We start from the raw sequence: 26,626 nt of genomic DNA, 5'->3' as shown, positions 1-26,626 counted from the left end.
ACGCCAGGCCCTGACTACCATAGCAGCTCAATCCATTTGCGCTGGCGCGCCGATAGCCCTGCACGCGCCGCGTCGGCCCATCGGGCAACCTGTCATTCGACTGCAATACAACCCTGCCTAAGATCGCCCCGCGTTCAGGTCAATTGATTACCCGTATCGGCCTTCGAGGTGTATCCCGAGGCCGATTTTCAAGGATAGGAATCTACGCGCGTAGATAACCGTGAAAACACGGCAACAGCGCGGTTATCGACACCAGGACAGAGCCTTTCGACAGGCCTGTGCGGGCCATCCTCAGATCAGGAGTTTTTTGATGTCCACAGTTGAAAGTGCCGCTCGATCCACCGCCTTCGGGGCGCGTGGTGCAGCGGATGAAAGTTTGATGACCCCGCAGGGACGCCGGGAGTTGTATCGCGCCACCCTCGCCTGCTGGCTGGGCACGGCCATGGAGTATGCGGACTTCGCCCTCTATGGCCTGGCCGCCGGACTTATCTTCGGCGACGTGTTTTTCCCCAATGTCAGCCCGGCCATGGCCCTGCTTTCCACGTTCGCGACCTGGTCCGTGGGCTTTGTCGCACGGCCGATCGGGGCGCTGTTCTTCGGCTGGCTGGGCGATCGCAAGGGGCGCAAGGTGGTGATGATCGCCACCGTGGTGCTGATGGGCGCTTCCACCACCCTGATCGGCCTGATCCCCGGTTATGCATCGATCGGTATCTGGGCCCCCATCTGCCTGGTGGTGCTGCGCTTCACCCAGGGTTTTGGTGCCGGGGCCGAACTGGCTGCGGGTACGGTGATGCTGGGCGAATTCGCCCCGGCCAGACGCCGGGGCCTGGTCTCGTCGGTGATTGCCCTGGGCTCGAACAGCGGCACCCTGCTGGCTTCGATGGTCTGGCTGGCCGTGGTGCAAATGGATCAACAGCAATTGCAGGAATGGGGATGGCGCATTCCCTTCCTGTGCAGCTCACTGATTGCCCTGGCCGCCCTGTGGATCCGCCGCAATCTGCGGGAAACGCCGGTGTTCGAACTCAGGAAGGCCGAGTTGCAGGCCCAGCGTGACAACAGCATCGCCTCCCTCGCCAGCCTTGAACAGCCTGCCGGGTTCTGGAAAGGCAGCCGCTCCTTTTTCACCATGATCGGTCTGCGTATCGGCGAGAACGGCCCGTCCTATCTGGCCCAGGGGTTTATCGTCGGCTATGTGGTGAAGGTGCTCGCGGTGAACAAATCGGTCGCGACCCAGGCCGTGTTGATCGCCTCGATCCTGGGTTTCCTGATCATCCCGCTGGCCGGCTGGCTTTCCGATCGCTTTGGTCGACGCATCATCTACCGCTGGTTCTGCCTGCTGCTGATGCTCTATGCCTTCCCCGCCTTCATGTTGCTCGACTCCCGCGACCCGACCATCGTCACCGCCACCATCGTGCTCGGCATGGGCCTGGCGTCCCTGGGGATCTTCGGCGTGCAGGCGGCCTGGGGGGTTGAAATGTTCGGCGTGAAAAACCGCTACACCAAGCTGGCCATGGCCAAGGAACTGGGTTCGATTCTCTCAGGCGGCACCGCGCCACTGATCGCCGCCGCGCTGCTGTCCTGGACCGGTCACTGGTGGCCGATTGCGACGTACTTTGTCGCGATGGCGGGGATTGGCTTGCTGACGACCTTTGTCGCGCCGGAAACCCGGGGCCGCGATCTCAACGCACTGGAAGATGCCATCTGACCGGCCAACAGTTGGCCCCCGTTCATCCGACTGCGCCGCCCCGGTTGCATGAACCCGGGCAATGACACTGCGCATCAACAGCACGGCACTGAAACAACCCGCTGCATCACCGAGAACTTCCAACGCCTCATAGAAGGCGCAAACCCGCACGGCCGTTATTGACTGGCCGGGCAAAACCACGCCTGTCCATCGGCAAACTCATAGGAGCAACGTAATGAAAAGAGCCACTCTCGCACTGGCGGTAACCAGTAGCATCCTGGCCCAACAGGCAACGGCCGCAGGCTTTATCGAAGACAGTACCGCCGCGGTCAGCTCGCGCACTTACTACCTGCGCAGTGACAATCCCAACGCCCCGGGTGTCGACCAGGACGAAGTGACACAGGGTTTCAAACTGGACTATCTCTCGGGTTTCACCCAGGGAACGGTCGGCTTCGGCCTCGATGTCCAGGCCATGCAGGCCTACAACCTCTCCGGGGGTATCCAGCACCCGAACGCCAATACGCAGAACTCATTCGCCCCCGTGGATTCCGACGGCAGCCCGGTCGACAGCTGGAGCCGGCTGGCGGGCAATGCCAAGGTGCGGGTGTCGAAGACCGAGTTCCACGCCGGCGGCGCACTGTCGCCCAACCTGCCGATTCTGGTGGCCAACGATGGCCGGCTGCTGCCGCAAACCTTCGAAGGGGTGACGGTGACATCGAAAGACATCGACAACCTGACCATCAACGCCGGGCAACTGAGTCGCTCGACGGGACGCGCGTCCTCCAATGCCACGGGACTGGCGATCGCCGGCGGCACCCGCGCCAGCAACCATTTCACTTATGCCGGCGCGGACTGGAAAGTGACGCCGGATACCACCCTGCAGTACTACCACGCCGATCTGAGCGATTATTACAAACAGGACTTCTTCGGTCTCTTGAATACGACCCGAATCAGTGACAACTCCAGATTCAAGACCGACCTGCGCTACTTCAACAGTACTTCCCAAGGCAAGAATGGCACGACCGGCTATCTCTTCAATAACAACGGCGGTTATGCCAGCGAACCGGGGAAAGTCGACAACAGCACCTGGAGTGCCGCTTTTACCTACTACCTGGGCGGCAGCGCGTTCATGCTGGGGCGCCAGCAGGTGTCCGACTCGGGCGGCGTGGTCTATCTGAACCAGGGCAGCGTGCTCGGTGGTGCCGGCAACAACGAAGGCAACGGCGGCGCCAGTGTCTATCTGATTACCGACGTGATGGATAACTCTTTCATCCGCGCGGGAGAAAACACCAACTTTGCCCAGTACTCCTATGACTTCGCGGCACTTGGCGTACCCGGCCTCTCGGCATCGGCCCTCTATCTTCATGGCGACCACATCCGTGGCAACGACGGTTCCCGCTACTCGGAATGGGAACGTGACATGCGCATCGACTACGTGGTGCAGAGCGGTTTCCTCAAAGGTTTCGGCACCTCGCTGCGCGAAGGCAGCTTCCGCAGCGGCATTCCGAACGTCGCCGCGGTCGATCAGGCCCGGCTGATCTTCAGTTACACCTACACCTTCTTCTGATCAGTCGACACAAGGCCGGGAAAAGGGGCTGCAGGCGGCTCAAGGGAACCCTCCAGGGGTCATCAAACTGAAATAAAACAGCAGTGATAATGTCCTATGTCATACATCGGTAATGGTCTGCTCATGAAGTGCCACTTCCCTTCATCCACCCCAGCCCCCTTTTCCGTTTTTTTTCGGCGCGGGAATCTACGCGAGTAGACCCGCTGCCCAGAAGCCTTCGGATGTCTGTCCGCTCACAAGAAATGGAAGGTAATCTTGACGAAACAGAATGCAAGCCGCGTGACCCGGGACGATGTCGCCCGCGAGGCCGGAACCTCGGTGGCGGTGGTCAGCTACGTGATCAACAACGGCCCCCGGCCGGTCGCCAAGGCTACCCGGCAGCGCGTGCTGGACGCCATCAAAAGCACCGGTTACCGACCCAATGGTGTGGCCCAGGCACTGGCCTCCGGCAAGACCAGGACCTATGGACTGGTCGTTCCCAACATCTCCAATACCTTCATCGCCTCCTTTGCCCATGCCCTGCAACAGGAGGCCCTGGACAACGGCCTGGTCATCCTGCTGGGTGACTCGGGCGACTGCCGCAAGCGCGAGTTGAACCTGATCAACAGCCTGCTGAGCCAGCGTGTCGATGGCCTGTTCTACACCAGCGTCGACCGTCATCCGCATATCGACCTGATCCAGGCCAGCGGCACGCCGTTCGTCATGCTCGACCGGGTCGACCCCAGGCTCGCCGTCAATATGCTGCGGGTCGACGAGCGCGCAGCGGCCCGCCAGGTCACCGCGCACCTGCTGGGCCATGGATACCGCGAGGTCGGCATCATCGCCGGGCCGCTGGACATGCTCAACGCCCAGGATCGTCTGAACGGCTGGCGTGACGCATTGACCGAGAACGGGATCGAGGAGCGTCCCGAATGGATATTCCCCGCGAGCTACACACGCCAGGGCGGCTATGACGCGACCCGGCGCATGCTGGCCGAAGGTCGTCCTCCCCGTGCCTTGTTCTGCTCCAACGAGGCCCAGGCCATAGGCTGCATCCGCGCCCTGTCGGAGCACGGCCTGAAAGTCCCCGGGCAGGTAGCGCTGGTCTGCTTCAACGGCACCGAAGAATCGGCGTTCTACGCCCCGTCACTGACCACCGTCTGCCAACCCGTCAGGGAAATGGCCAAGGCCGCCATTGCAATGCTGCTGGCCTGGGATGGCGAGGTGAAACTGCAAGAGTTTTCCCATCGCCTGGTGATTGGTGAGTCCTGTGGATGCCATGTCGTGAAAACACCGCAAGCCTGAAAAAAAGAAGGTGGAATGAAACGTTTAATCATTGATTGCGATCCGGGGAACGGGATCGCAGGTGCGAATGTCGACGATGGTCTGGCATTGGCGCTGGCACTGGCCGCTCCGCAAATCTCCCTTGAACTGGTAACCACTGTCGCGGGCAATACGCCCAGCGCCGTGGGCTACAACGTCGCCCGGGACCTGATGACCAGGGTCGGTCGCTCCTTGCCGGTGGTCCGCGGCAGCACCCAAGCCTTGCAGGAGCCCGGCGCGCCCTGGCGCGATGCGCTGGACAATACCGTGCACAAGCGTCAGTTGGCCCATCTGTGGCAGGACGTACGCCTGCCCCTCGCGTTCGACCCACCGGAGCAGGAAGCAGCTGACGCCATCGGCCAGCTGATCTGCGCCAACCCCGGGGAAATCACCCTGGTGGCGATCGGGCCGCTGACCAACGTGGCGCTGGCCGTCGAACGTTATCCGCAGATGGTCACGGCGGTCCGGGAAATCGTGATCATGGGCGGCGTGTTTGCCCTGGATGACTACATCAAGGACACCAACTTCGGCTTCGATCCCGAGGCCGCGCAGCGGGTCCTGAATTGCGGCGCACCGATCACCCTGGTGCCCCTGGATGTCACCACGCAGACCCTGATGACCCACGACGACCTGGACCGTATCGAACGCCTCGACACGCCCCTGGCGGATTTTGTCTGCGAGACCTTCCGGCCCTGGATCGATTATTCGATCGCCACCCGCAGCCTGACCGGCTGCTGGATACATGACGCCCTGGTCATCGCCTGGCTGCTTGATCCCGATGTCGCCACCTCGACGCCGTACTACACGGAAGTGGAGTTGCGTGCCGGTCGCACGCGCGGCAAGAGCTGGCGCTACAAGCAACCGCTGCGACTGGATGTGGCCATCGCGCCATCCACCAGTGGCCTGGTGAACATCCTGCAGACCGTGGACAACTCATTGTTGCTGGAGATCATCGAAAGGTATCTGTCGATCAGGCCCGGCCCGACTGCGGCAGCTCCGGCGTGAGCCGGCGCTATCGATCGCACGCCACTTGCGCCAGCAACCACTGCTTGAACGCCTCGGCCGCCGGCGAACCCTCGGTCCCCTCCCGCTGCACGATGTAGTACGCCAGATCACACGACAGTGCATCACCGAACGGCCTGACCAGGCGGCCCGCCGCCAAGTCAGCCGCCACCAGGCTGCGCCTGCCCAGCGCCACGCCATTCCCGGAAATAGCGGTCTGCATCACCGCCGCCGAGTCGTTGATCTGCAAGCCGCGCCGGGCATCGTCGTATTCGAAGCCTGACCGGCGCAGCCAGGTTTCCCAGGTGGGGAACGCCGTGACACCGCGCATGGAAACGTCGTGCAGCAGCGGATGATGCTGAAGATCCGCGGCGCTCGCCAATGGATGCGCGCCGCTCAACAGCGCCGGACTGCACACCGGAAAGAACTCTTCAGCCATCAGGTAGGTGACTGTCAGGCCCGGCCAGTGTCCCGCGCCGAAGCGGATGCCCAGGTCCATGCGGTCCGTGGCGAAGTCCACCAGTCTGCCGTTGGTATCGAGCCGCAGCTCGTACTGCGGATACAACGTCTGGAAACCTTCCACACGCGCCAGCAGCCACTTGTCCGCGAAGGCCGGTGGTACGGTCACGGTGATGCCGGGGCTGTGTTCGCCGGCCTTGAACCGGGCTACCGCCGAACTCAGCAGATCGAAGCCGGCTTGCAGATCCGCCAGCGCGGATACCGCCACCTCGGTGAGTTCCAGTCTCGCCGGTCCGCTGCGCGAGCGATGAAACAGCACCACCCCATGGGTGTCCTCCAGTCCCCTGACCAACTGCCCGATAGCCGCGGGCGACACGTTCAGTTCTTCGGCGGCACGGACGTAGCTCAGATGCCTGGCGGCGGCTTCAAAGGCGCGCAGGGCATTCAGATGATGGGGGCTCTCATGAGGTGGACCTGATCGTTCAAACCAGTCCCATTGTGTCCGTCCGCCGGGAAAACAGGAATGAAAATTTTCAGCCCCAGGGGCCCGGCCCGGACCTGGATTCAGGCAGCACAGTTTTTCTATCCCGGGTGCACAGATCTTCTGATTTGGCGACCAGTTCACCGGCGACGATAGTGGTCCCCAGGCCAGAACAGCCTCACAGACTCTCAACCCCTCGATGGAGAACGACCATGAAACTGACCGACAAAGTTGCCCTGATCACTGGCGGCACTTCCGGTATCGGCCTGGAAACCGCCCGCCAATTTCGCGCCGAAGGTGCCCAGGTCATCGTCACCGGTATCCATCCGGGCCGCCTTGAAGAAGCCCGCCGCGAACTCGGCCCCGAGGCCCTGGTGATCAGCGCGGACCTGCGCAAGCCAGCCGACCTGGCACGTGTCATCGACACCATCCGCAGCCGCCATGCACAGATCGACGTGCTGTTTGCCAACGCCGGTGCCGGCACCGCCGCGCCCCTGGAAGCCGTGACCGAAGAGCAGATCGATGAACAGTTCGCGCTGAATTTCAAAGGCCTGTTCTTCACTGTCCAGAAAGCCTCGCCCCTGCTGGTAACAGGCAGCAGCGTGATCCTGACCACCTCGTTCCTGAACCGTGTCGGTGCGCCGGGCCTGTCGATCCTCTCGGCCAGCAAAGCCGCCGTGCGCTCCCTGGCGCTGACCCTGGGCGCGGAGCTGGCGCCACGGGGTATCCGTGTCAACGCGGTCAGCCCCGGCCCGATCAGCACTCCGTTCCACAGCAAGCTGGGACTGTCGGAGTCCGAGCTCAGCGCGGTCGCCGCCAGCATCGAGTCCCAGGTACCGCTGGGGCGTTTTGGTGAGGCGGAGGAAATTGCCCGCACGGTGGTGTTCCTCGCCAGTGACGACTCGTCGTTCATGACCGGTTCGGAAATCATTGTCGACGGCGGTCTTTCACACTTCTAGGGCACACAACCGCGCACTGTCTTGCCACAGTTGCCGGGCCACCTCATCACGGCGAGCGAGCTCGGACGGTTCCGGCCAGGTCAGCTCGCCTCTCACCAGGGACGCGTACAGACGCCCTTTCGGCGGGACAATCCGCCCCAATGCCAGGTCAGCCAGAAGCTCGCCGGCCTGCAGGCGCATACCCTCGGCGAAGTACGGGCTCAATGCCGAAGGCGGCGCCGGCAGTGCCCCCGAAGGCAGGTTGCGCCCCAGGCCGGTGCCGGGGACATAACCCGGGTTGTAGGCGATCACCCGCATCCGGCGCGAGCGGGTCTCGGGCAACGCCTCGAAGGCACGCGCTGTCAGCAGGTTGCACAGCTTCGAGGTGGCATAGGCCCGGAATCCCGATTCGAAAGGGACGCTGCCCCGCACCGCCTTGCCCAGGTCAAGATGGGCCAGTTGTTGCGCATCGACGGAGGAAAACGGCGCCACCGGACTGAACTGCGGGTCATGGGTATTGCTGGTCGTCAGCACCACGATGGCCTCACGGGCCAGCGCCGGCGCCAGCAGGCGCAGCAGCAGGTAGTGGCCCAGGTGATTGACCGCAAAGGTGCTCTCGTAGCCGTCCACCGTGCGCGCCGCGGTCGGAAAGCCCAGCCCGGCGTTGAGCACCAGGGCATTGATCTTCGTGCTGCCCAGCGACTCGATCACTTGCCGGGCGAACTGCCGGACGCTGTCCAGGCTCGCCAGTTCCAGCGGCAGGCGGGTCGTGCGCCCGCCGATGATCAATCGTGTGCCAGGGACCTCAGCCAGTCGCTGTGCCGTCACTTGCCCCAGGCCGAACGTCCCGCCGGTCATGATGATCGTATTCATGCGCCAGGCACCTCGACCAGCACTACTTCGGTGTCTTCGATCGCCTCGACCAGCAACTCGGCCTCCTCGTTCACGGCAAGACCGTCCCCCGCCTCGACCCGCTCGCCGTTGACCGTCAGCGCCCCGAACGCCGGTACCAGGTAGCCTTGGGATGCCGGCGACCAGCGATAATCCAGGCGCTGCCCGGCCTTGAGCGTCGCGCCGAGAACCCGGGCATCGGCGCGGATCGGCAAGGCGCTTTCATCACCCGGCAACCCGCTGGCCAGCACCACCCATTGACCGGCCCGATCAGACTTGGGAAAAGGCCGCGTGCCCCAGGCGGGAAGCCCGCCTTTTTCCCGCGGCCGCAACCAGATCTGGAAAAGCCGCAACGGGACACCATCGGCATTGCGCTCTTCATGCCGGATGCCCGTGCCGGCACTCATCACCTGCACGTCACCGGACTCGGTACGACCTTCCCCGCCAAGACTGTCGCGATGGCTCACCGCGCCTTCCAGCACATAGGAAACGATCTCCATGCTTTCATGGCCATGCATGGGAAAACCGGTGCCGGGCGCAATCCGGTCATCGTTCCAGACCACCAGCGCCCCCAGCGGCCGATGGGCGGGATTGCCATCGGCGCTGACCCTGAAGTGATGGTGGGCCTTGAGCCAACCAAAGTCGCCGCCGCCGAGATCGGCCTTGAATCGATGCTCCAACATATCGGTGCCTGCACAGTAGATGAACGGCCAAAGGCGGCCGGTTGCCCTATGTGAAGAGGATAAATTTGAAATGAACCCGGAAGAACAGCTTCAAAAACAACGATAGGTTGTAGAAAATAGAACGGTGCGCACCCTATGAGATTGGCCATGGATCATCTGACCGACCTGAACAACATGTACCTCTTCGCCAAAGTGGTGGACCACGGCGGATTCACCGCGGCGGCGCAGGTCCTGGGATTGCAGACCTCGAAGCTCAGTCGGCGCGTCGCCGCTCTCGAAGCGGAGCTGGGAGTGCGCCTGCTCAATCGCAACTCGCGACGGATCTCGTTGACCGATGCCGGCCGGCTGTTTTACCAGCACTGCGTGGCGCTGGTGGAGGAAGCCCGGGCGGCGAAGACCGCCATTGACCAGACGCGCGCCTCGCCTCAGGGCGTGGTACGCATCAGTTCCCCATTGGGCGTGCTGCAGATGGGCGCCAGGGAGATTCTGACGCAGTACATGGTGGACAATCCGGCGGTACGGATCATGCTCGATGCCACCAACCGGCGCGTGGATATCATCGAGGAAGGGTTGGATATCGCCCTGCGGGTACGCTTGTTGCCGCTCGAAGATTCGGACCTGACATTGCTGCCCCTGCTCGACTCCCGGCGCATCCTGGTGGCGAGCCCGGCCTTGCTGGCGCAGCACCCTGCCCTCACTGACCTGGACGATCTGGCGGGCATGCCGACCCTGGCCATGGCCAACACCAACGACAAATACCAGTGGCATTTCCTGGCACCGCATCCGGTTGTCTTCAGCCACCAGCCAAGGCTGGCCACCGACGATCTGGAGACACTCCGTGCCGCCGCCCTGAGGGGAATCGGTATCGCCCAGCTACCGGCCAACCTGGTACAGGACGATCTGGCGCGGGGCCGCCTGTTGCCGGTCCTGCCCGAGCGCCCATCGCCCGCCGGCAGCCTGCATGCCATCTTCCCTTCCCGGCGAGGCATGGTCCCCGCCGTGCGCGGCGTGCTGGACGCCCTGCTGGCCGGATTCAACCCACAGCGATCTCAGAACACCAGCTTGTAGCCGATCGAGAACAGCATCGCCGCCAGGAACGGTCGCAACAACCCGTCCGATACCCGCCCGGTCAGATGGCTGCCGATATAGATCCCCGGCAGCGACCCCATCAGCAAAAAGCCCAGCAGTTCCCAGTTCATGTTGCCCATGCTGGCATGCCCGAGACCTGCTACCAGGGTCAGCGGCACCGCATGGGCGATCTCCGTGCCCACCAGGCGCCGGGTCGGCAGAAACGGATAGAGGATAAACAGCGCCACCGTCCCCAGGGCGCCGGCGCCGATGGAGGTCAAGGCGACCATGGTGCCGAGGATGAGGCCGGTCAGCACCGTCAGCCCGTTCAACTTCGGCGCACTGATCAGCGAATGATCGACACCCCGCCGATGGGCAAACGCCAGCAGCTTGTTCTTGAACAGCACCGCCAGCGCCGTCAGCAGCAGCACAAAACCCAGCGACCGCTTGATCACGCTGTTCAGGGCTTCAGGCGCGGTATGCAGGCTGCTCAGGAACCACAGGGTCAAGAGCACCGCCGGCACGCTGCCAAGGGTCAGCCAGCCGGTGATCTTCCAGTCGATATTGTCGTTCTTCTTGTGAACCAGCACGCCGCCGGACTTGGTAATCGCCGCGTACAGCAGATCGGTGCCCACGGCGGTCGCCGGGTTGATACCGAACCACAGCAGGATCGGTGTCATCAGAGAACCGCCACCGACACCCGTCAACCCAACGATAAAGCCGACCACCAAGCCTGCCACGACAAAACCGAAATTACCGACATCCATTAGCACACCCTGGAGAATCTAGCGAGACGACAAAAAAACTGGCGGGCAGCATAGCGGCTAATGTTATGACCGTTTATAAGAATATAATCTAACGTTATAACCAGGGACCAACGGTTTCCGGATCTTTCTCACTGAAAATGGCGGGTGGCAGGCCGAAGACAGGGGCGACAAGCTTGCGCTCACCGCCCCGGCTGCCACTCCGGATAACGGGCACCCTCTTCGTACGCCAGCCACGGCAGGTCGTGGGACACCCAGATATGGTGTTGACCAATGAGTCCCGGGTCATCATCCAGCGTGGCGATCCGCAGGATCACCAGTGGCAGGTGTGGCCGCTCGGCCATCAGGTGCGAACCGCATCGCGAACAGAAATGCCGCAGCTTGCCAGGTGAGGACTCGAAGACCGTCAATGCCTCCTCGCCCTTGACCCAGCGAAAATGCTCGCGCCGCACCCCAGCCGTGGGGGCAAACACAGCCGCATGGGTTTTACGGCAGGTATGACAGTGACAATGCCCTATGGGCATATCGAGACTATCGACCTCGTATTCAACGGTTCCACATGCACAACTGCCTTTCATGCCTGCCTCGATCACCCTCAGTACTGGGGCGCCATCCTAGCGTGGCGCCATCGGGACTGACAGCCGCTATTCCACGCGCATGCAGCGATAGGCCTCGGTCCGATAAGGGAAGGCAATGCTCTCGCGCCCCCTCAGGGCCGGATGGGTGTCGATCAGTTCCTGGAGTTGCCCGCCAACCTGGGCCTTTTCGGCGGGCGGCAGCGCGGCAATGAAACTGACCGACATGAAGCGGTCGATGATCACTTCCCGGGCCGTGCCCACATGGGTATAACCAAGGCAACTCAGTTCGGGCGCCGAGAAGTAGCGACCGGTGAAAGGCTTGCGCCAGGCACCAGTATGGAAACGTGGTGTGTCGCCCTCGTAGGGGGTGATGATCCGGGTAATCGCCGCGACCCAGTCAACCGACTCGTCCCGGACATTCCACACCAGCCCGAGCCGACCACCGGGCTTGAGCACACGGTGGATCTCGGCCAGCGCCGCCTCGTGGGCGAACCAGTGAAACGCCTGGGCACAGAGCAAGGTGTCGGCAAACCCTGACTCCAGTGGCATGGCCTCGGCGGTGCCCGGCAAGGCCCGCACTGCCGGCAGGCGGGCGGCCAGTTCGGCACGCATCGCCTCGACCGGCTCGATGGCGGTGACCGTGGCGCCGGTCGCCACCAGCAGGCGGGTGAACTTGCCGGTGCCAGCACCGAGGTCGATCGCCTGCCCTTGCGCGTCGACACCCAGGGTGTCGCGCAGCCAGGACTGCAGCTCGACGGGATAGTCAGGGCGCCCCTGGGCATAGGTTTTTGCTTCAGCGCTGAAACCGATTTGTGCAGCCTTGTGAACGCCCGACATGCTCAGCCCCTGGTAGATTGATCCGCTGGGTATTACCCGGTTCATATTACCCGGTTCATGTTACAGGCTCAGTCATCCAGCGCCTTGGGCTCAGGCGGCGTTTTACCCGGTTTTTCCGCCTTGCCAGGCTTGGCGCCTTTCGCCGGCTTGGCCTCGGCGGCCGCCGGTGGTGGCGGTGGCGTCGGGGCCACGGTTTCCTTCTCCGAGGCCGGCAACGCATCGACCGCGCTGAACACGTCCTTCAACGGCAACGGCCCGTCATGCTCGAGGGTTTTCTGCTGGCCGTCCTTGCCCACCAGGATCACCGTGGACTTGCCCTCGGGCGTGACCCCCAGCTTGAGCCCACGGATCAGGGCCATGGTGGTCGGTTGTTCCATGTATTTGTTGGCACGCTTGCCCACGGTCTGCGCCACTTCGTAGAGCACCAGTTGACGTTCGTCGAAGGCCTTCTGGTTGGCCGGGTCGTCGAGGGCCTTTTTCAGGCTGACCAGGGTCGGGTCCGCCGTACTCGGCGCGATCACGATCAACGCCCGGCTTCTCCCGTAGTCCTGGGTCAGCGGAGAATCGATATCGGCCGCCCACGAGGGGCCGGACACGAGCAGCGACAGCGCAGCGAAGGTCAGAGACCGGATGAACATACACACCTCCTTTGAATATTCATGGGGTAATGATTGCGCATCGTAGGAAAAGATCCATGCCAGACCGACTTATTTCTCAAAATTCAGGTAACGGGATCTTTCTTCCAACAAGATATCGAACAGCGCCTGGGCCGCGGCGGACAGTTCATGGCCTGGTTTGGTCAGCACGCCGATGGCCCGCTCCACCACCGGATCATGCAAGGTGATGCAACGGGCGCCCAGCTCGCGCATCTGCCCGACGCACAATGCCGGTACCGCGCTCACGCCCAGGCCGCTGGCAACCATCCGCCCCACCGTCGCCAACTGATGGCTCTCGAACTCCACCGGCAGGGTCATATCCCGCGCCCGCAGGTGCTCCTCCAGCATCACCCGCACATTGGAGGGGCGCTGCAGGGTGATAAAGGGCTCCTTGAGCAACGAGTTCCAGTCGATCTCCTCGCGCTCGGCCAACGGCGAATCCGCGGGGACCACGGCCACGAAACGATCGACATACAACGGCGTGAAGGTCAGCGACGAGTTCTGCAACGGTTCGAACGCCACCCCCAACTCCACCTGGCGATCGCCCACCATCTCCAGCACCTGCTCGTTGACCACGTCGTTCACCGCGACATTGACCTGCGGATAACGGGCACGGAAGGTCTTGAGGATCGGCGGCAGCAGGTTGCCGGCAAACGACGGCATCGCCGCCAGGGTCACCCGGCCACGCTGCAGGGTGAAGCGCTGGCGCAGCTCGTCCTCGGCATTGTCCCAGTCGGCGATCAGTCGCCGGGCCAGGGGCACAAGGGCTTCGCCCTCCGGAGTCAGCGCGACATTGCGGGTATTGCGACTGAACAGGCGGCCGCCCAATCCTTCCTCCAGCGCCTTGATGGTCAGGCTCAGGGCCGATTGCGACAAGTAAAGACGTTCGCCCGCCACCGCGAAGCTTAAACTCTGGGCAACGGCGAGAAAGGCCCTAAGCTGTTTGACGGTCATCGGCATCGTCTCGGCATGAATAGCTATTATTGAGCTTTATCAATCAATCAAACCTAAAAATCAACTTAACAAATATATTTCCCGGAGCAACACTCTACTCAAAGGCCGCTCGGGCCACGAACAACAAAAGAGGATCGTGCATATGGCAGGTTTCGATAAACGCGTGGCGTCCTACGAGGAAGCCCTCGCCGGCCTGGAAGACGGCATGACCGTGCTGTCCGGCGGCTTCGGTCTGTGCGGCATTCCGGAAAACCTGATCGCCGAGATCAAGCGCAAGGGCACCCGCAACCTGACCGTGGTCTCCAACAACTGCGGCGTCGACGGTTTCGGCCTCGGCGTACTGCTGGAAGACCGGCAGATCAGCAAGGTCGTGGCCTCCTATGTGGGCGAAAACGCCCTGTTCGAGAAGCAGTTGCTCAGCGGCGAGATCGAAGTGGTCCTGACGCCCCAGGGCACCCTGGCCGAGAAAATGCGCGCCGGCGGCGCCGGGATCCCGGCCTTCTTCACCGCCACCGGCTACGGCACCCCCGTCGCCGAAGGCAAGGAAACCCGCGAATTCAATGGCCGTCCGTACCTGATGGAAGAGTCCATCACCGGTGACTTCGCCATTGTCAAAGGCTGGAAGGCCGACCATTTCGGCAACGTGATCTATCGCCACACCGCCCAGAACTTCAACCCGCTGGCCGCCACCGCGGGCAGGATCACCGTGGTCGAAGTCGAGGAGATCGTCGAACCGGGCGAACTGGACCCGGCGCAGATCCACACCCCTGGCATCTACGTCGACCGGATCATCTGCGGCACGTTCGAGAAGCGCATCGAACAGCGCACCGTGCGCAAGTAAGCCCCGGCCCCTCGACTAACGGAGAACAATAAATGGCACTTTCCCGCGAACAAATGGCCCAGCGCGTCGCCCGCGAACTGCAGGACGGCTTCTACGTGAACCTCGGCATCGGCATCCCGACCCTGGTCGCCAACTACATCCCGGCCGGCATGGAAGTCATGCTGCAATCGGAAAACGGCCTGCTCGGCATGGGTTCCTTCCCCAGCGAAGATGAAGTCGATGCCGACATGATCAACGCCGGCAAGCAGACCGTGACGGCCCGTATCGGCGCTTCGATCTTCTCCTCCGCCGAATCCTTCGCGATGATCCGCGGCGGCCATATCGACCTGACGGTGCTCGGCGCCTTCGAAGTCGACGTGCAGGGCAACATCGCCTCGTGGATGATCCCCGGCAAGCTGGTCAAGGGCATGGGCGGCGCCATGGACCTGGTGGCCGGTGCCGAGAACATCATCGTCACCATGACCCACGCCTCCAAGGACGGCGAGTCGAAGCTGCTGCCACGCTGCAGCCTGCCGCTGACCGGCGCCAACTGCATCAAGCGCGTACTGACCGACCTGGCCTACCTGGAAATCGAAAATGGCGCTTTTGTCCTCAAGGAACGCGCACCTGGCGTCAGCGTCGAAGAGATTGTCAGCAAGACCGCGGGTAAACTGATCGTTCCCGACCACGTGCCTGAAATGCAGTTTTCCTGATGAGGAATGAAGCGATGCAAGATGTAGTGATTGTCGCCGCCACCCGTACCGCGGTGGGCAGCTTCCAGGGTTCGCTGGCCAGCATCAGCGCCGTCGACCTCGGTGCCGCGGTGATCCGCCAGTTGCTGAGCCAGACCGGCCTCGACGGTGCCCTGGTCGATGAAGTGATCATGGGCCAGGTGCTGACCGCCGGCGCCGGCCAGAACCCCGCGCGCCAGGCCGCGATCAAGGCCGGCCTGCCCCACGCGGTACCGGCCATGACCCTGAACAAGGTCTGCGGCTCGGGCCTCAAGGCCCTGCACCTGGCGGCCCAGGCCATACGCTGCGGCGATGCCGAGGTGATCATCGCCGGTGGTCAGGAAAACATGAGCCTGTCCAACTACGTGATGCCCGGCGCCCGCACCGGCCTGCGCATGGGCCATGGCCAGTTGGTCGACACCATGATCAGCGATGGCCTGTGGGATGCGTTCAACGACTACCACATGGGCATCACCGCCGAGAACCTGGTGGACAAGTACGGGATCAGCCGCGAAGCCCAGGATGCCTTCGCCGCCGCGTCGCAGCAGAAAGCCGTGGCTGCCATCGAGGCCGGGCGTTTTGTCGACGAAATCACGCCGATCCTGATTCCCCAGCGCAAGGGCGATCCGCTGGCGTTCGCCACCGATGAACAGCCACGCGCCGGCACCACCGCCGAGTCCCTGGGCAAGCTCAAGCCGGCCTTCAAGAAAGACGGCACGGTCACCGCCGGCAACGCCTCGTCGCTGAACGACGGCGCCGCCGCGGTGATCCTGATGAGCGCCGCCAAGGCCAAGGCCCTCGGCCTGCCGGTCCTGGCGAAGATCGCGGCCTACGCCAATGCCGGCGTCGACCCGGCGATCATGGGCATCGGTCCGGTCAGCGCCACCCGCCGCTGCCTGGACAAGGCCGGCTGGTCCCTGGAACAGCTGGACCTGATCGAGGCCAACGAGGCTTTCGCGGCCCAGGCGCTGTCGGTGGGCAAGGAACTGGGTTGGGACGCGGCCAAGGTCAACGTCAACGGCGGCGCCATCGCCCTCGGCCACCCGATCGGCGCCTCGGGCTGCCGGGTGCTGGTGACCCTGCTGCACGAGATGATCAAGCGCGATGCGAAAAAAGGCCTGGCGACCTTGTGCATCGGCGGCGGTCAAGGCGTGGCCCTGGCCATCGAGCGCTAGACCCGGCGTACGGGCGGAGCGGGCTTGCCCGCTCTGCTGCTATCCTCGATCGATGCCCCTTTGCGCATCGAGCGAGTCCAACCGCATGATTCTTGTCCTGCTGCCCCACTCCGATTACGACCCCACCGAAAGCAGCGTGCCCTGGCAATACCTGCATCGCGCCGGTATCGACGTTCGCTTCGCCACTCCGCAAGGCACCCCGGCCCATGCCGATCCACGCCTGGTGGAACAGGGTTTCGGCCTGCTGAACCCGTTGCTGATGACCCGCAAGGCCGATCTGCAAAGCTACCAGGCGATGCTAGCCGACCCGCATTTCCAGCAGCCGCAGACCTACGCCGAGGTCGACCCCGCTCAGTTCGACGGCCTGCTGGTTCCCGGCGGCCATGCCGAGGGCATGCGCAGCCTGCTCGAGTCGGACGCGGCACAACGCATCGTGCTGCATTTCTTCAAGACCGACAAACCGCTCGCCTCGGTCTGCCACGGTCCCCTGCTGCTGGCCCGCACCCTCGACCCGGATACCGGGCGCTCGGTGCTGTACGGGCGCAAGGTCACCGGCCTGCTGGCGGCCAGCATGGAACTGGCGGCCTGGCTGATCACCGCGCCCTGGCTCGGTCGCTACTATCGCACCTACCCGCAAACCGTCGAGGCGGAGATCAAGGCCGCACTGGCCAGCCCGAAGGACTTTGTCCCCGGGCCACCGGCACTGCTGCGTGACTCGGCGAGCAAACCCGGGCGTGGCTTCGTGGTCCGCGACGGCAACCTGCTGACCGCCCGCTGGCCGGGTGACTGCCATCGCCTTGCCGCTGAATGGCTGCAGATGCTCAAGCAGCCGCGCACCACTTAGGCCTGCCGTTCCAGCAATCGGCGGCTGACAAAGCTGAAGCCCAGGACGATGAAGATCAGCACGCCGGTAGCGACCTGCTGCCAGTAGAAATTCCAGCCGATCAACAGCAGGCCATTGGCGATGACATTGATGAACAGCACACCCAGCAACGCTCCCGGAATATTCGCCCGGCCCTGGCGATTCAAGGTAGTACCGATGAACACCGCGCCAATGGCGTTGAGCAGGAACGCATTGCCGGACAGCGGCACGTAGGCGCCGACCGTGGAACTGAGCAGGATCCCTGCCAACCCGCAGGCCAGGGCAGCGGCCAGGACCACACTGGTGATGATGCGTCGCACCGACAATCCCGAGTAATACGCCAGCAACGGCTGGGTCCCCTGGGCCAGCAGTTCACGGCCCAGGCGACCACGGGCCAGAACCAGGCCATAGACCAGGGCCAGGCCGATCACGATCAGCAACGGCAAGGGCAGGCCCAACGGACTCAGGCTCGCCAGTTCCGGCTTGAAGGCCTGGGCGATATAGATGGGCTGACCGCCGTCCGACAGCAACTGCTGGGCGCTGGTGCCGATAAACAAGGTGCCCAGGGTTGCCAGGAACGGACTGATCCGCAGCCCGGCAATCAAGCCCGCGTTCACCGCTCCCACCAGCAAACCCGCCACCAGGGCTGCTGGCACGGCTACGGCGAGCCCGTGACCGGCATTGAGCAGCACGACAAAAGCGAAGCTGGCGAAATCCAGCGCCGTGCCGACCGACAGGTCGATCCCACCCGCCGCCACCGCGTAGGTCATGCCGATAGAGACAATGGCCAGCAGGACAAAATTGTTCAGCACCAGGCTCTTCAGGTTGCCACTGCTGAGAAAGCCCGGCGCCAGCCAGGCAAAGAGCAGGACAATCCCCAGGAATACCAGGGGCAAGGTGAAGGGCAGCAACGAGCGCACGCTCGCCACCGGGTATGCAGGCACGGCCCTCATGAAGGTTCACCTCGATTCAGTGCACTGGAAGCAGCGACTACCAGCAGGATCAGTACACCCTGCACCCCGTTGACCCAGAAACTGGACAGGTTCAGCAGCTGAAAGCCGTTGATGAGAAAGCCGATCAACAGGGTCGCCAGCAAGGTGCCGGGGATACTCGCCACCAGCCGCCGGGAAAACACCACGCCGAGAAAGGCAATCGCCACCACCGACAGCAGCATGTCACCGGAGCCGGTGGTACTGCCGCTGAAGAAGGCTGCCGAACACAACGCCGCCACGGCCGCACACAGCCCCGACAGCAGATAGCTGGAAAACACGTAGGCCGTCACCGCAATCCCAGCCGCCTGCGCAGCCTGGGGGTACTCGCCGACGGCATGCAGGCGCAGTCCATAAGCGCTGTGCTGAATCAACAGGGTCAGCAATCCGGCCATCGCCAGCAGCACCCAGGCCAACGCCGGCACCGCCAGCCAGGTCCCGCCACTGAGCAGGTCGAGCAACGGCGAATCGGTGGGCACCACGGTATTTTCGGTGAGGACCAGTTCCAGCCCGGCCAGCACATTCATGCTCGCCAGCGTCGCCAGCAACGGTGGCAAGCGCAGCACCACCACGGCCAGGCCATTGAGCAGACCCACCGCAAGGCCGCAGCCCAGGGTCAGTAGCAGGCTTGCCCAGAGATCCAGGCCGGCATTGTTGAGCCGGCTGAACACCGCCGCGCACAGCCCCAGGTTGGCCGCCAGCGACAGGTCGAGCCCGCCCGCCAGCACATTCGAGCCGCCGCCGATGATCACGCAGGTCAGGCCGAAGGCCAGTACCCCGAGGATCGCCGACTGGCTGAAGACATTGGCTATATTGCCCACGGACAGAAAGTTCGGCGCCGCCAGCGCAAACCCCAGCAGAATGACCAGGAACACGCCCAGGGAACCCCGCCGCAACAGCAGCACCCACAAACGCCGGGACAGGCCCGGCGCAGTGCTCGCAAGGGACAACTCATCAGGCCGGGACATGCGCCACCTCCCTGCTCGCCGAGCCGATGCTCCGGGCCCGCACCGCGCCCGTGGCACAGGCCAGCAACTGGTCGCTGTCAGTCTCGGCGGCGCGGAACTCGCCGGCGATCTCGCCCCGATGCAGCACCAGGATCCGGTCGCTGATACCGAGCAGTTCCGGCAGGTCCGAAGACAGCACCAGCACCGCGGCCCCCTCTGCCACCAGGCGCCCGATCAAGCGGTAGATCTCCACCTTCGCCCCGACATCCACACCGACACAGGGCTCGTCCAGCAGGTACACCGCCGAACGTCGGCTCAGCCATTTGCCCAGGGCGACCTTCTGCTGGTTGCCACCGCTGAGCTGACTGACCGCGGCCTGGGGCCCCGGCGTCTTGATTGCCAACTCATCGATCAGCCGCAGGCTTTCCGCCTGTTCCTCGCGCCGGCTCAGCCAACCCCAACGGCTGAAGCGTCGGAGTCCGGCCAGGGTCAGGTTCTCCAGCACCGAGAGAACCGGGGCGATCCCCTGGCTGCGCCGCTCTTCAGGCACCAGGGCAATCCCCGCGGCGATGGCCTGGCCCGGCGACCGCAGACGCAACAGACGGTCCTCCAGGTGAATACTGCCGCTGTCGGCCCGGACTACGCCAAACAGGGTCTTGAGCAAGTCCTTGGCGCCCGAGCCGACCAACCCGGTCAGGCCGACGATCTCGCCACGCCGTAGTTCCAGGTCGATCTGCCGATAGCGCCGGGCCAGGCTCAGCGAGCGCACCCGCAGCAGCACCTCGCCGGGCTCTACCGGCACCTTGGGGTACATCTCGCGGACCTCGCGATTGACCATCAACCGGGCGATCTGCGCGCTGGAGGTCTGGCGCGGTTCGACCACTGCCACATCCCGGCCATTGCGCAACACCGTGACCTGATCGCACAGGCTGTCGATCTCCTGCAGGTAATGGGAGATGTAGAGGATCGACAAACCCTGGTCGCGCAAGCGCTTGACGATCCGCAGCAACTGGTCGACCTCGCGCTTGACCAGGGCCACGCTCGGCTCGTCGAACACCAGGATCTTCGGCTTGCGGATCAGCGCCCGGGTGATCTGCAGCACCTGGCGTTCGGCACTGTTCAACTCGCCCACCAGCGCCCCCGCCGGCAGTTGCAGGTCGAAATATTCCGCCAGCAGGCGCTCGGCCTCGCGCTGCTGCCGGCGCCGGTCGACAAAGGGGCCACGGCGCAGCTCATGGCCAAAAAACAGCGCTTCGCCCACGGTGAAACGGGTCGGCAACAGTCGCTCCTGATGGATGAACTGCACACCGAGGGCTTCCACCTGGCGTGGTGACAACGCGGCATACGGCTGGCCGTCGATGCGCAACTGCCCGGAGTCCGCCTTGTGGATACCGGCCAGGATCTTGATCAGGGTCGACTTGCCCGCCCCGTTCTCGCCCACCAGGCCGTGGATGGTGCCACGCTCGACTTTCAGGCTCGCATCGTCCAGCGCCAGGGTCGCGCCGAAGCGCTTGTGCAGATGCTCCAGGTGCAATGCCGGGGCTGCCGTCATCAGTCACCCCGCAATTGCTGGACCTGCGCCAGGTTACTGGCGGTGGTCAGCAATGTCGGTACGTGGGTTTCCCTGGGCAGGTCATGCTGCCCGGCCAGATAGCGGGCGACGTTCTGCACCGCGGTCTTGCCGATCAGTGCCGGCTGCTGCGCGACGACCGCGCCCACCGGTGAATCCGCCTGGCCCAGCAACTCCAGCACCTCCGGAGTGCCATCCACGCCGTAGGTCTTGATCTCGGTGCGCCTGGCGTCGATCAGCGCCTTGCTGGCGCCCAGTTGCGGGATGTCCCACGCGGCCCAGATCGCCGAAATGCTGCCTGCCGGGTACTTGTTGAGCAAGGCGGAAACCTGGGAGTAGGCATCCTGCACAGTGTTGGGGATCACATCGCGCAGTTCCGGCTCGATGATCTCCAGTTGCGGGTGGTCCTTGAGCGCCAGCTTCAATTGGTCGTAGCGGATCGCGCAGACCGGCACGCCGTAGAAACCGTTGAATACCAGGATCCGGCCCTTGCCACCGGCATCCTTGATCAATTGATCGGCCAGGGCGCGGCCGGTGGCGACGTTGTCCGAGGTGGTGTTGTTGAGGCTGTACTGCGAAGGCGCATCGATGGTGAACAGCGGGATACCGGCCTTGCTGATGCGCTTGAGCCAGGGATCGATGACGCTGAGCGTGCCGAGGGTCTGGATGACCGCGTCGGGCTTCTGGGTGACCACCGTCTGCAACTGGGTCACCAGGTTCTTGTCATTGCGCCCGGCATCCAGGGTGATCGGCGTGCCACCGAGACGCTTGATCTCGTCGACCTGGGCCTGGAACGCCTTGATATCGAAATAATGACTGGTGCCGGTCATGCTCACGGCAATGCGTTTGCCGGCCAGGGACGGTACGGTGTAGTCCCCTTCGGCGGCCAGGGAGGCGCTGGCGTGGCCCAGCAGCAACGCTGCGCCGAGCCAGACAAGAGGTGAAAACAGGGAACGGGTGCAAGGCATACGGGGCTCCGCTGAGCGACGGGTGAAAGGGTTCACCCGATCGTATTGCAGAGCCCATGCCATTATTTTAAACGAATAAAATCAATAAGTTGTGACGCAACCGATTATCAGGCCCTGTACATCCGGGGAACAAATGTCGAATCACTGTTGCCCTGGCAACAGTTGCGCAGAAACCGACGAAAGGTATTCAAGACTGTCATTTCTGACAGTAGCCAGCCGTCTCGGCACGGCTCACATTGTCGGCAGCAGTCACTTTCACCGATTGAGATGCTTTTGGGAGAAATGCCATGAGCGATAACGGCCCGAGCGAGAACAATCCAATCTATTACGAAGGCTACACCATCACCTCGGAGGTCAAAAACAAGGCTCCTTTTTATGTCTTGCGACCAGGAGTTGGGCAATTGGTCAATGACGCCGATCCTGATGCGGACCCTTATGCCTCCACCGGCGGTTTCGGTTCAATTGAAGACGCCAAGGCGCGCATCGACGAAAGCAACGCCAACTGACGAGCGCCTATATGCCGCCGGACAGAAGCGTTTCCAGGGCCGGCGTATGCACAAAGCACAACTTGTTGCCCTCCGGGTCGCGACAATAGGCGCCGTAATAATCGGCCGAGTAATCGGGGCGCAGGCCCGGCGCCCCTTCATCCCTGGCACCCAGCGCCAGGGCCCGGTTCCAGGCGGCCCGCACCGCCGCCTGGGACGGCGCGGCAAAGCTCACCTGCACCCCGTTGCCCCAGGTCGCCGGCAGGCCGTTGAACGGCTCCTGGACAAAGAACTGCGGCCAGCCGCGCCCCGGCAACTGCCAGCCGGCGCCGGGGGGGCCGTTGTCCTGGTCATCGTCCATGCGCACCAGGCCCAGTTCGGCCAGCACCGCTTCGTAGAACGCAATCATGCGCGGCAGGTCCCGCGCTCCAAGCTGGATATGGCTGAACATGGCAGTCGTCCTGGGGTGGGTTGGCGGTCTCAGTCGAGCTTGAACGCATCATCCAGCGGAATACGGTAACCGTTGGCCAGCCGATTGGTCTCGTTGGCCATGCCGACCACCGCCTGCAACTCGCCGAACATCGCCTCGGTCATCCCCGCCTTGCGTGCCGCCGCCGTATGGGAAGCGATGCAGTACGGGCAATTGTTGGTGACGCTGACGGCGACGTAGATCAGTTCCTTGGTCAACGGATCCAGCGCACCGGGGGCCATGATTTCCTTGAGGCTTTCCCAGGTCCGGCGCAGGGTCGGCGGATGGGCCGCCAGGCATTTCCAGAAGTTGTTGACCTGCTCGACCTTGCGGGTCTGCATGATGTCGTCGTACACCGCCCGCACTTCGGGGCTGGCTTCTTCGTATTCGATCAGATGCTTGGATGACATGAACGGTCCTCGGGGGAATGGATACCGGTGAATGATCAAGGTCTACAGCGAGGGATCAGATGTACCGCATCGCCCGCGCGAACGAAAGCTCCCGGGACTCTCCCCGGTCCACTGCTTGAAGGCCCGGTGGAAAGCGCTGGGCTCGCGGAAGCCGACTTCCTGGGCAATCTCGGCAATGCTCAGGCTGCTGCCGCGCAGCCGTTCGAAGGCCATGGCCCGGCGGACTTCGTCCTTGATCTCCTGATAGGAAAAACCTTCGCGCTGCAAGGCCCGGCGCAGGCTGGCGAGGTGGATGCCGAACTCGCCGGCCAGTTGTTCCAGGGTCGGCCAGTGGTCGTAGCCACAGGCCCGCAAGCGCTGGTGGACACGGGCACTGAAGCCTTCGCGATTGCGGAAACGGATGAACACCGACTGCGGCGCGTCCCGCAGGAAGGTATAGAGCGACTTGCGGTCTTGCAACACCGGCAGGCGCAGGTACTCCCGGTCGAACTCGATCTCGGTGATGGCCGCATCGAATTCCACGTAGGCGCCCCAGAGCAGGTGTTCGTCGCCGTGGGGCGGCCGGGCATGGGCAAACCGCGCGCGGCTGATGGGAATCCGCCGCCCGGCCAGCCAGCACATCAGCCCGACGATCAGGATCAGGAAGGTTTCGGTGATCACCGCCTGCAAGTAGGGATCCCCGGTAGCGGTTTTCATCACCACGACCACCCGCTTGCCCCGTACCTGCACCTGGGCCTGGATATCGCGCAGGAACAGCGCGAAATACTCCAGGGACAGCCCCAGCGCCTTGCCCACCGTCGGCGCCTGGATCAGGCCACGGCAGATCAGGGCAAAGCTGCCGATGGGCATGCCGTGGGAATCGAAGCCGAAAAACTCATCGCCCAGCTCGCGGATCACCGTCAGCCAGAGTTGCGCCAGCAGCCTGGGCGCGACCCTTTCGCCCAGTTCGTCCACGGAACGCTCGCTGAAACCCGCCGCCTGCAACAGCTCGGCGACCCGCTGTGGACGGTCGAGAAAGCGCACCAGCAGGGCCTTGACGAAATACGACGACACCGAATGTTTTTCTTTCATGAATCCCAGGCTGCATATGGCAAAAAATAACAATTTTACTGAGCAGTTTCGGCATAGGCCGGACCGACACCCGGCCCTAGACTTATCGGCCAGGTGAACCTTACTTCAGATCGGGTGACAGGTGCGGATTGCCGAACCCCGTGGGAGCCGGCTCCTGCAAGGTCGCGACCTGCTCCGCCTGTCGATCACAACAACAAACCAGGAGTGCCCCATGTCCAAGCCCGAAGTGTATATCGTCAGCGCCGCCCGGACCGCCATCGGCACCTTCGGCGGCGCCCTGAAGGATGTCGTCCTGAGCGAACTGGCCACCACCGCCGTCAAGGCCGCCCTGCAACACAGTGACCTCGACCCGGCCCTGGTCGGCCATGTGGTGATGGGCAATGTGATCCCCACCGACACCCAGGACGCCTACCTGTCCCGCGTCGCCGCCATGAACGCCGGCATTCCCAAGGAAACCCCCGCCTACAACGTCAACCGCCTCTGCGGTTCGGGCCTGCAGGCGATTGTCTCGGCGGCTCAGACCCTGCTGCTCGGCGATGCCGAAGTGGCCATCGGTGCCGGTGCCGAATCCATGAGCCGCGGCCCTTACCTGCTGCCATCGGCACGCTGGGGCGCGCGCATGGGCAATGTCCAGGCGATCGACTACATGCTCGGCATTCTCCATGACCCGTTCCATGGCATCCACATGGGGATCACCGCGGAAAACATCGCCGAACGCAACGGTATCACCCGTCAGATGCAGGATGACCTGGCCCTGGAAGAACAGCTGCGGGCCCGCCGCGCCATCGACGAGGGTCGCTTCGTCTCGCAGATCGTCCCGGTGGAAGTGCGCAGCCGCAAGGGCACCGAGCTGTTCAGTGTCGACGAACACCCGCGCGCCACCTCGCTGGAGCAACTGGCGCAGATGCGCACCGCCTTCAAGAAAGACGGCACGGTCACGGCCGGCAACGCCTCGGGCCTGAATGACGGCGCGGCCGCCCTGCTGCTGGCGACCGGTACGGCGGTCCAGGCCAACGGCCTCAAACCCCTGGCCCGCCTGGTGGCCTATGCCCACGCCGGGGTCGAACCCGAGCTGATGGGCCTCGGCCCGATCCCGGCCACCCGCCTGGCCCTCAAGCGCGCCGGCCTGACCGTCGCCGACCTCGACGTGATCGAGGCCAACGTCGCCTTCGCGGCCCAGGCCTGCGCGGTCAGCCAGGAACTGGACCTCGACCCGGCCCGGGTCAACCCCAACGGCTCGGGGATTGCCCTCGGCCACCCGGTGGGTGCCACCGGCGCGATCATCGCCACCAAGCTGATCCATGAATTGCACCGTACCGGCGGGCGTTATGGCCTGGCGACCATGTGCATCGGCGGCGGGCAAGGCATCGCGGTCATCTTCGAACGAATCTGAAGGACAACACCTATGACTATTCAACGTATCGCCGTGATCGGCGCCGGCATCATGGGCAACGGCATCGCCCAGGTCTGCGCGGTCGCGGGCCTGCAGGTCAGCCTCATCGACGTGTCCCAGACCGCCCTGGACAAGGGCCTGGAAACCCTCACCGGCAATCTGGACCGCCAGGTGCGCAAGGCCGTGATCAGTGCCGAGGACAAACAGGCCGCGCTGGGCCGCATCCGCCTGAGCAGCGACTACGCGGTGCTGGCCGATGCCGAGCTGGTGATCGAGGCCGCCACGGAAAACCTTGAGCTGAAAAAGCGCATCCTCAAGCAGATCGCCGAAGTCGTGGACGACACATGCATCATCGCCACCAACACCTCGTCACTGTCGATCACCGAGCTGGCGGCGGCCATCGCCCTGCCCGAGCGCTTTATCGGCCTGCACTTCTTCAACCCGGTGCCGATGATGGGCCTGCTGGAAGTCATTCGCGGCCTGCAGACCAGCGATGCCACCCACGCCAGCGCCCTGGCCCTGGCCACGCAGATCGGCAAGACGGCGATCACCGCGCGCAACCGCCCGGGCTTCGTGGTCAACCGTATCCTCTGCCCGATGATCAACGAGGCGATCTTCGTGCTCCAGGAAGACCTGGCCAGCGCCGCGGATATCGACGCCGGCATGCAACTGGGCTGCAACCAGCCGATCGGCCCGCTGGCCCTGGCCGACCTGATCGGCCTGGACACCCTGCTGGCGATCATGGAGAGCCTGCACTCGGGCTTCGATGAACCGAAATACCGGCCGGCGCAGTTGCTCAAGGAAATGGTCGCTGCCGGTTACCTGGGTCGCAAGAGCGGCCGCGGTTTCTACTCGTACGAGCGCTGAGACGG

Annotated in this window: 28 protein-coding genes; 13 read left to right on the top strand and 15 right to left on the bottom strand. The window is 63.7% G+C overall.

Annotated elements, in window-relative coordinates:
- The first annotated feature begins 310 nt into the window (after nucleotides 1-310).
- From KI243_RS14075 to KI243_RS14060, 4 genes are all read left to right on the top strand, one after another.
- Entirely contained in the window at nucleotides 311-1,705 is a 1,395-nt protein-coding gene (locus KI243_RS14075; protein WP_177130871.1) for an MFS transporter, read from the top strand.
- 214 nt (nucleotides 1,706-1,919) lie between these two features.
- The gene (locus KI243_RS14070) at nucleotides 1,920-3,251 is read left to right on the top strand and encodes an OprD family outer membrane porin (protein ID WP_017127546.1); all 1,332 of its coding nucleotides are present in this window, start codon (nucleotides 1,920-1,922) and stop codon (nucleotides 3,249-3,251) included.
- 255 nt (nucleotides 3,252-3,506) lie between these two features.
- Nucleotides 3,507-4,535, top strand: coding sequence for a LacI family DNA-binding transcriptional regulator (locus tag KI243_RS14065; protein ID WP_177082116.1), 1,029 nt, complete (start codon nucleotides 3,507-3,509; stop codon nucleotides 4,533-4,535).
- Between the two features lie 15 nt (nucleotides 4,536-4,550).
- On the top strand, nucleotides 4,551-5,558 hold the full coding sequence (locus tag KI243_RS14060) for a nucleoside hydrolase (protein WP_212811019.1): 1,008 nt from the start codon (nucleotides 4,551-4,553) through the stop codon (nucleotides 5,556-5,558).
- Between the two features lie 7 nt (nucleotides 5,559-5,565).
- Here KI243_RS14060 and KI243_RS14055 read toward each other — a convergent pair whose 3' ends face one another.
- Nucleotides 5,566-6,453, bottom strand: coding sequence for a LysR substrate-binding domain-containing protein (locus tag KI243_RS14055; RefSeq protein ID WP_280529443.1), 888 nt, complete (start codon nucleotides 6,451-6,453; stop codon nucleotides 5,566-5,568).
- 254 nt (nucleotides 6,454-6,707) lie between these two features.
- Here KI243_RS14055 and KI243_RS14050 point away from each other — a divergent pair, with 254 nt between their 5' ends.
- The gene (locus KI243_RS14050; protein WP_017127550.1) at nucleotides 6,708-7,454 is read left to right on the top strand and encodes an SDR family oxidoreductase; all 747 of its coding nucleotides are present in this window, start codon (nucleotides 6,708-6,710) and stop codon (nucleotides 7,452-7,454) included.
- Here KI243_RS14050 and KI243_RS14045 read toward each other — a convergent pair.
- Both KI243_RS14045 and KI243_RS14040 read right to left on the bottom strand, forming a co-directional pair.
- Nucleotides 7,443-8,306, bottom strand: a complete 864-nt coding sequence (locus tag KI243_RS14045) for an SDR family NAD(P)-dependent oxidoreductase (protein ID WP_177116389.1) — start codon at nucleotides 8,304-8,306, stop codon at nucleotides 7,443-7,445. The genes KI243_RS14050 and KI243_RS14045 overlap by 12 nt on opposite strands.
- Nucleotides 8,303-9,007: a pirin-like bicupin family protein gene (locus KI243_RS14040; protein WP_178991726.1), complete on the bottom strand. Its 705-nt coding sequence runs from the start codon at nucleotides 9,005-9,007 to the stop codon at nucleotides 8,303-8,305. Before KI243_RS14040 ends, KI243_RS14045 begins: the two co-directional genes overlap by 4 nt.
- 147 nt (nucleotides 9,008-9,154) lie before the next feature.
- On the opposite strand from KI243_RS14040, the gene KI243_RS14035 reads away from it, so the two are divergent.
- Nucleotides 9,155-10,075, top strand: coding sequence for a LysR substrate-binding domain-containing protein (locus KI243_RS14035; protein ID WP_177082112.1), 921 nt, complete (start codon nucleotides 9,155-9,157; stop codon nucleotides 10,073-10,075).
- On the opposite strand, the gene KI243_RS14030 is transcribed toward KI243_RS14035, so the two are convergent.
- The 5 genes from KI243_RS14030 to KI243_RS14010 all read right to left on the bottom strand — a co-directional run bounded on the left by KI243_RS14030 (nucleotide 10,057) and on the right by KI243_RS14010 (nucleotide 13,864).
- Nucleotides 10,057-10,842 (bottom strand): sulfite exporter TauE/SafE family protein, encoded by a 786-nt coding sequence (locus KI243_RS14030; protein ID WP_017127554.1) that lies wholly within the window; start codon nucleotides 10,840-10,842, stop codon nucleotides 10,057-10,059. The genes KI243_RS14035 and KI243_RS14030 overlap by 19 nt on opposite strands.
- Before the next feature lie 179 nt (nucleotides 10,843-11,021).
- A complete protein-coding gene (locus KI243_RS14025) occupies nucleotides 11,022-11,417 on the bottom strand; it encodes a GFA family protein (RefSeq protein ID WP_042935958.1) in 396 nt (131 codons plus the stop codon).
- Nucleotides 11,418-11,483: 66 nt separating this feature from the next.
- Nucleotides 11,484-12,254 carry a class I SAM-dependent methyltransferase gene (locus tag KI243_RS14020; protein ID WP_017127556.1) on the bottom strand — a complete coding sequence of 257 codons (771 nt, stop codon included), beginning with the start codon at nucleotides 12,252-12,254 and terminating at the stop codon, nucleotides 11,484-11,486.
- Between the two features lie 68 nt (nucleotides 12,255-12,322).
- Nucleotides 12,323-12,892, bottom strand: a complete 570-nt coding sequence (locus tag KI243_RS14015) for a DUF4174 domain-containing protein (protein ID WP_178991499.1) — start codon at nucleotides 12,890-12,892, stop codon at nucleotides 12,323-12,325.
- A 69-nt stretch (nucleotides 12,893-12,961) separates the two neighbouring features.
- Nucleotides 12,962-13,864, bottom strand: coding sequence for a LysR family transcriptional regulator (locus KI243_RS14010; RefSeq protein ID WP_042936020.1), 903 nt, complete (start codon nucleotides 13,862-13,864; stop codon nucleotides 12,962-12,964).
- 142 nt (nucleotides 13,865-14,006) lie between these two features.
- Between KI243_RS14010 and KI243_RS14005 the strand changes: the two genes are divergently transcribed.
- The 4 genes from KI243_RS14005 (at nucleotide 14,007) to KI243_RS13990 (ending at nucleotide 17,434) form a co-directional block, all read left to right on the top strand.
- Nucleotides 14,007-14,705: a CoA transferase subunit A gene (locus KI243_RS14005; RefSeq protein ID WP_017127559.1), complete on the top strand. Its 699-nt coding sequence runs from the start codon at nucleotides 14,007-14,009 to the stop codon at nucleotides 14,703-14,705.
- Between the two features lie 32 nt (nucleotides 14,706-14,737).
- Nucleotides 14,738-15,397 carry a CoA transferase subunit B gene (locus KI243_RS14000; RefSeq protein ID WP_017127560.1) on the top strand — a complete coding sequence of 220 codons (660 nt, stop codon included), beginning with the start codon at nucleotides 14,738-14,740 and terminating at the stop codon, nucleotides 15,395-15,397.
- Between the two features lie 14 nt (nucleotides 15,398-15,411).
- Nucleotides 15,412-16,590: an acetyl-CoA C-acetyltransferase gene (locus KI243_RS13995; RefSeq protein WP_103032986.1), complete on the top strand. Its 1,179-nt coding sequence runs from the start codon at nucleotides 15,412-15,414 to the stop codon at nucleotides 16,588-16,590.
- A gap of 85 nt (nucleotides 16,591-16,675) precedes the next feature.
- A complete protein-coding gene (locus KI243_RS13990; RefSeq protein WP_177119230.1) occupies nucleotides 16,676-17,434 on the top strand; it encodes a DJ-1/PfpI family protein in 759 nt (252 codons plus the stop codon).
- Here the strand turns inward: KI243_RS13990 and KI243_RS13985 are convergent.
- From KI243_RS13985 to KI243_RS13970, 4 genes are read right to left on the bottom strand one after another with little or no spacing between them, the layout of a single operon-like run.
- Entirely contained in the window at nucleotides 17,431-18,405 is a 975-nt protein-coding gene (locus KI243_RS13985; protein ID WP_212811018.1) for an ABC transporter permease, read from the bottom strand. The genes KI243_RS13990 and KI243_RS13985 overlap by 4 nt on opposite strands.
- Entirely contained in the window at nucleotides 18,402-19,409 is a 1,008-nt protein-coding gene (locus KI243_RS13980; RefSeq protein ID WP_017127563.1) for an ABC transporter permease, read from the bottom strand. The genes KI243_RS13985 and KI243_RS13980 overlap by 4 nt, the downstream gene beginning before the upstream one ends.
- A complete protein-coding gene (locus tag KI243_RS13975; protein WP_212811017.1) occupies nucleotides 19,396-20,940 on the bottom strand; it encodes a sugar ABC transporter ATP-binding protein in 1,545 nt (514 codons plus the stop codon). The genes KI243_RS13980 and KI243_RS13975 overlap by 14 nt, the downstream gene beginning before the upstream one ends.
- Nucleotides 20,940-21,926: a sugar ABC transporter substrate-binding protein gene (locus tag KI243_RS13970; RefSeq protein WP_212811016.1), complete on the bottom strand. Its 987-nt coding sequence runs from the start codon at nucleotides 21,924-21,926 to the stop codon at nucleotides 20,940-20,942. Before KI243_RS13970 ends, KI243_RS13975 begins: the two co-directional genes overlap by 1 nt.
- Nucleotides 21,927-22,213: 287 nt before the next feature.
- Here KI243_RS13970 and KI243_RS13965 point away from each other — a divergent pair, with 287 nt between their 5' ends.
- Nucleotides 22,214-22,432 (top strand): hypothetical protein, encoded by a 219-nt coding sequence (locus tag KI243_RS13965; protein WP_212811015.1) that lies wholly within the window; start codon nucleotides 22,214-22,216, stop codon nucleotides 22,430-22,432.
- Between the two features lie 7 nt (nucleotides 22,433-22,439).
- Here KI243_RS13965 and KI243_RS13960 read toward each other — a convergent pair whose 3' ends face one another.
- The 3 genes from KI243_RS13960 to KI243_RS13950 are packed head-to-tail and all read right to left on the bottom strand — an operon-like array spanning nucleotide 22,440 to nucleotide 24,361.
- A complete protein-coding gene (locus KI243_RS13960) occupies nucleotides 22,440-22,862 on the bottom strand; it encodes a VOC family protein (protein ID WP_017127566.1) in 423 nt (140 codons plus the stop codon).
- Nucleotides 22,863-22,891: 29 nt separating this feature from the next.
- On the bottom strand, nucleotides 22,892-23,290 hold the full coding sequence (locus KI243_RS13955; protein ID WP_017127567.1) for a carboxymuconolactone decarboxylase family protein: 399 nt from the start codon (nucleotides 23,288-23,290) through the stop codon (nucleotides 22,892-22,894).
- Nucleotides 23,291-23,332: 42 nt separating this feature from the next.
- Entirely contained in the window at nucleotides 23,333-24,361 is a 1,029-nt protein-coding gene (locus tag KI243_RS13950) for an AraC family transcriptional regulator (RefSeq protein WP_017127568.1), read from the bottom strand.
- A 211-nt stretch (nucleotides 24,362-24,572) separates the two neighbouring features.
- Between KI243_RS13950 and KI243_RS13945 the strand changes: the two genes are divergently transcribed.
- Nucleotides 24,573-25,754: an acetyl-CoA C-acyltransferase family protein gene (locus KI243_RS13945; RefSeq protein WP_212811014.1), complete on the top strand. Its 1,182-nt coding sequence runs from the start codon at nucleotides 24,573-24,575 to the stop codon at nucleotides 25,752-25,754.
- Nucleotides 25,755-25,766: 12 nt separating this feature from the next.
- On the top strand, nucleotides 25,767-26,621 hold the full coding sequence (locus tag KI243_RS13940) for a 3-hydroxybutyryl-CoA dehydrogenase (protein ID WP_212811013.1): 855 nt from the start codon (nucleotides 25,767-25,769) through the stop codon (nucleotides 26,619-26,621).
- The last annotated feature ends 5 nt before the right edge of the window (nucleotides 26,622-26,626 follow it).

Origin of the sequence: Pseudomonas sp. Ost2, from assembly GCF_018326065.1 — a bacterium.
GTDB classification, from domain to species: domain Bacteria; phylum Pseudomonadota; class Gammaproteobacteria; order Pseudomonadales; family Pseudomonadaceae; genus Aquipseudomonas; species Aquipseudomonas gingeri.
This window is presented reverse-complemented; position numbering and strand designations above follow the sequence as displayed.

What these genes read in the sequence shown, in the direction of transcription:
- KI243_RS14010 (WP_042936020.1), bottom strand. Translation starts at nt 13,864, where the DNA reads ATGACCGTCAAACAGCTTAGGGCCTTTCTCGCCGTTGCCCAGAGTTTA.
- KI243_RS14045 (WP_177116389.1), bottom strand. Translation starts at nt 8,306, where the DNA reads ATGAATACGATCATCATGACCGGCGGGACGTTCGGCCTGGGGCAAGTG.
- KI243_RS14030 (WP_017127554.1), bottom strand. Translation starts at nt 10,842, where the DNA reads ATGGATGTCGGTAATTTCGGTTTTGTCGTGGCAGGCTTGGTGGTCGGC.
- KI243_RS13965 (WP_212811015.1), top strand. Translation starts at nt 22,214, where the DNA reads ATGAGCGATAACGGCCCGAGCGAGAACAATCCAATCTATTACGAAGGC.
- KI243_RS14050 (WP_017127550.1), top strand. Translation starts at nt 6,708, where the DNA reads ATGAAACTGACCGACAAAGTTGCCCTGATCACTGGCGGCACTTCCGGT.
- KI243_RS13945 (WP_212811014.1), top strand. Translation starts at nt 24,573, where the DNA reads ATGTCCAAGCCCGAAGTGTATATCGTCAGCGCCGCCCGGACCGCCATC.
- KI243_RS13940 (WP_212811013.1), top strand. Translation starts at nt 25,767, where the DNA reads ATGACTATTCAACGTATCGCCGTGATCGGCGCCGGCATCATGGGCAAC.
- KI243_RS14020 (WP_017127556.1), bottom strand. Translation starts at nt 12,254, where the DNA reads ATGTCGGGCGTTCACAAGGCTGCACAAATCGGTTTCAGCGCTGAAGCA.
- KI243_RS13950 (WP_017127568.1), bottom strand. Translation starts at nt 24,361, where the DNA reads ATGAAAGAAAAACATTCGGTGTCGTCGTATTTCGTCAAGGCCCTGCTG.
- KI243_RS14005 (WP_017127559.1), top strand. Translation starts at nt 14,007, where the DNA reads ATGGCAGGTTTCGATAAACGCGTGGCGTCCTACGAGGAAGCCCTCGCC.
- KI243_RS14075 (WP_177130871.1), top strand. Translation starts at nt 311, where the DNA reads ATGTCCACAGTTGAAAGTGCCGCTCGATCCACCGCCTTCGGGGCGCGT.
- KI243_RS14015 (WP_178991499.1), bottom strand. Translation starts at nt 12,892, where the DNA reads ATGTTCATCCGGTCTCTGACCTTCGCTGCGCTGTCGCTGCTCGTGTCC.
- KI243_RS14070 (WP_017127546.1), top strand. Translation starts at nt 1,920, where the DNA reads ATGAAAAGAGCCACTCTCGCACTGGCGGTAACCAGTAGCATCCTGGCC.
- KI243_RS13960 (WP_017127566.1), bottom strand. Translation starts at nt 22,862, where the DNA reads ATGTTCAGCCATATCCAGCTTGGAGCGCGGGACCTGCCGCGCATGATT.
- KI243_RS14040 (WP_178991726.1), bottom strand. Translation starts at nt 9,007, where the DNA reads ATGTTGGAGCATCGATTCAAGGCCGATCTCGGCGGCGGCGACTTTGGT.
- KI243_RS13955 (WP_017127567.1), bottom strand. Translation starts at nt 23,290, where the DNA reads ATGTCATCCAAGCATCTGATCGAATACGAAGAAGCCAGCCCCGAAGTG.
- KI243_RS13980 (WP_017127563.1), bottom strand. Translation starts at nt 19,409, where the DNA reads ATGTCCCGGCCTGATGAGTTGTCCCTTGCGAGCACTGCGCCGGGCCTG.
- KI243_RS14000 (WP_017127560.1), top strand. Translation starts at nt 14,738, where the DNA reads ATGGCACTTTCCCGCGAACAAATGGCCCAGCGCGTCGCCCGCGAACTG.
- KI243_RS13975 (WP_212811017.1), bottom strand. Translation starts at nt 20,940, where the DNA reads ATGACGGCAGCCCCGGCATTGCACCTGGAGCATCTGCACAAGCGCTTC.
- KI243_RS14035 (WP_177082112.1), top strand. Translation starts at nt 9,155, where the DNA reads ATGGATCATCTGACCGACCTGAACAACATGTACCTCTTCGCCAAAGTG.
- KI243_RS14025 (WP_042935958.1), bottom strand. Translation starts at nt 11,417, where the DNA reads ATGAAAGGCAGTTGTGCATGTGGAACCGTTGAATACGAGGTCGATAGT.
- KI243_RS13970 (WP_212811016.1), bottom strand. Translation starts at nt 21,926, where the DNA reads ATGCCTTGCACCCGTTCCCTGTTTTCACCTCTTGTCTGGCTCGGCGCA.
- KI243_RS13985 (WP_212811018.1), bottom strand. Translation starts at nt 18,405, where the DNA reads ATGAGGGCCGTGCCTGCATACCCGGTGGCGAGCGTGCGCTCGTTGCTG.
- KI243_RS13995 (WP_103032986.1), top strand. Translation starts at nt 15,412, where the DNA reads ATGCAAGATGTAGTGATTGTCGCCGCCACCCGTACCGCGGTGGGCAGC.
- KI243_RS14060 (WP_212811019.1), top strand. Translation starts at nt 4,551, where the DNA reads ATGAAACGTTTAATCATTGATTGCGATCCGGGGAACGGGATCGCAGGT.
- KI243_RS13990 (WP_177119230.1), top strand. Translation starts at nt 16,676, where the DNA reads ATGATTCTTGTCCTGCTGCCCCACTCCGATTACGACCCCACCGAAAGC.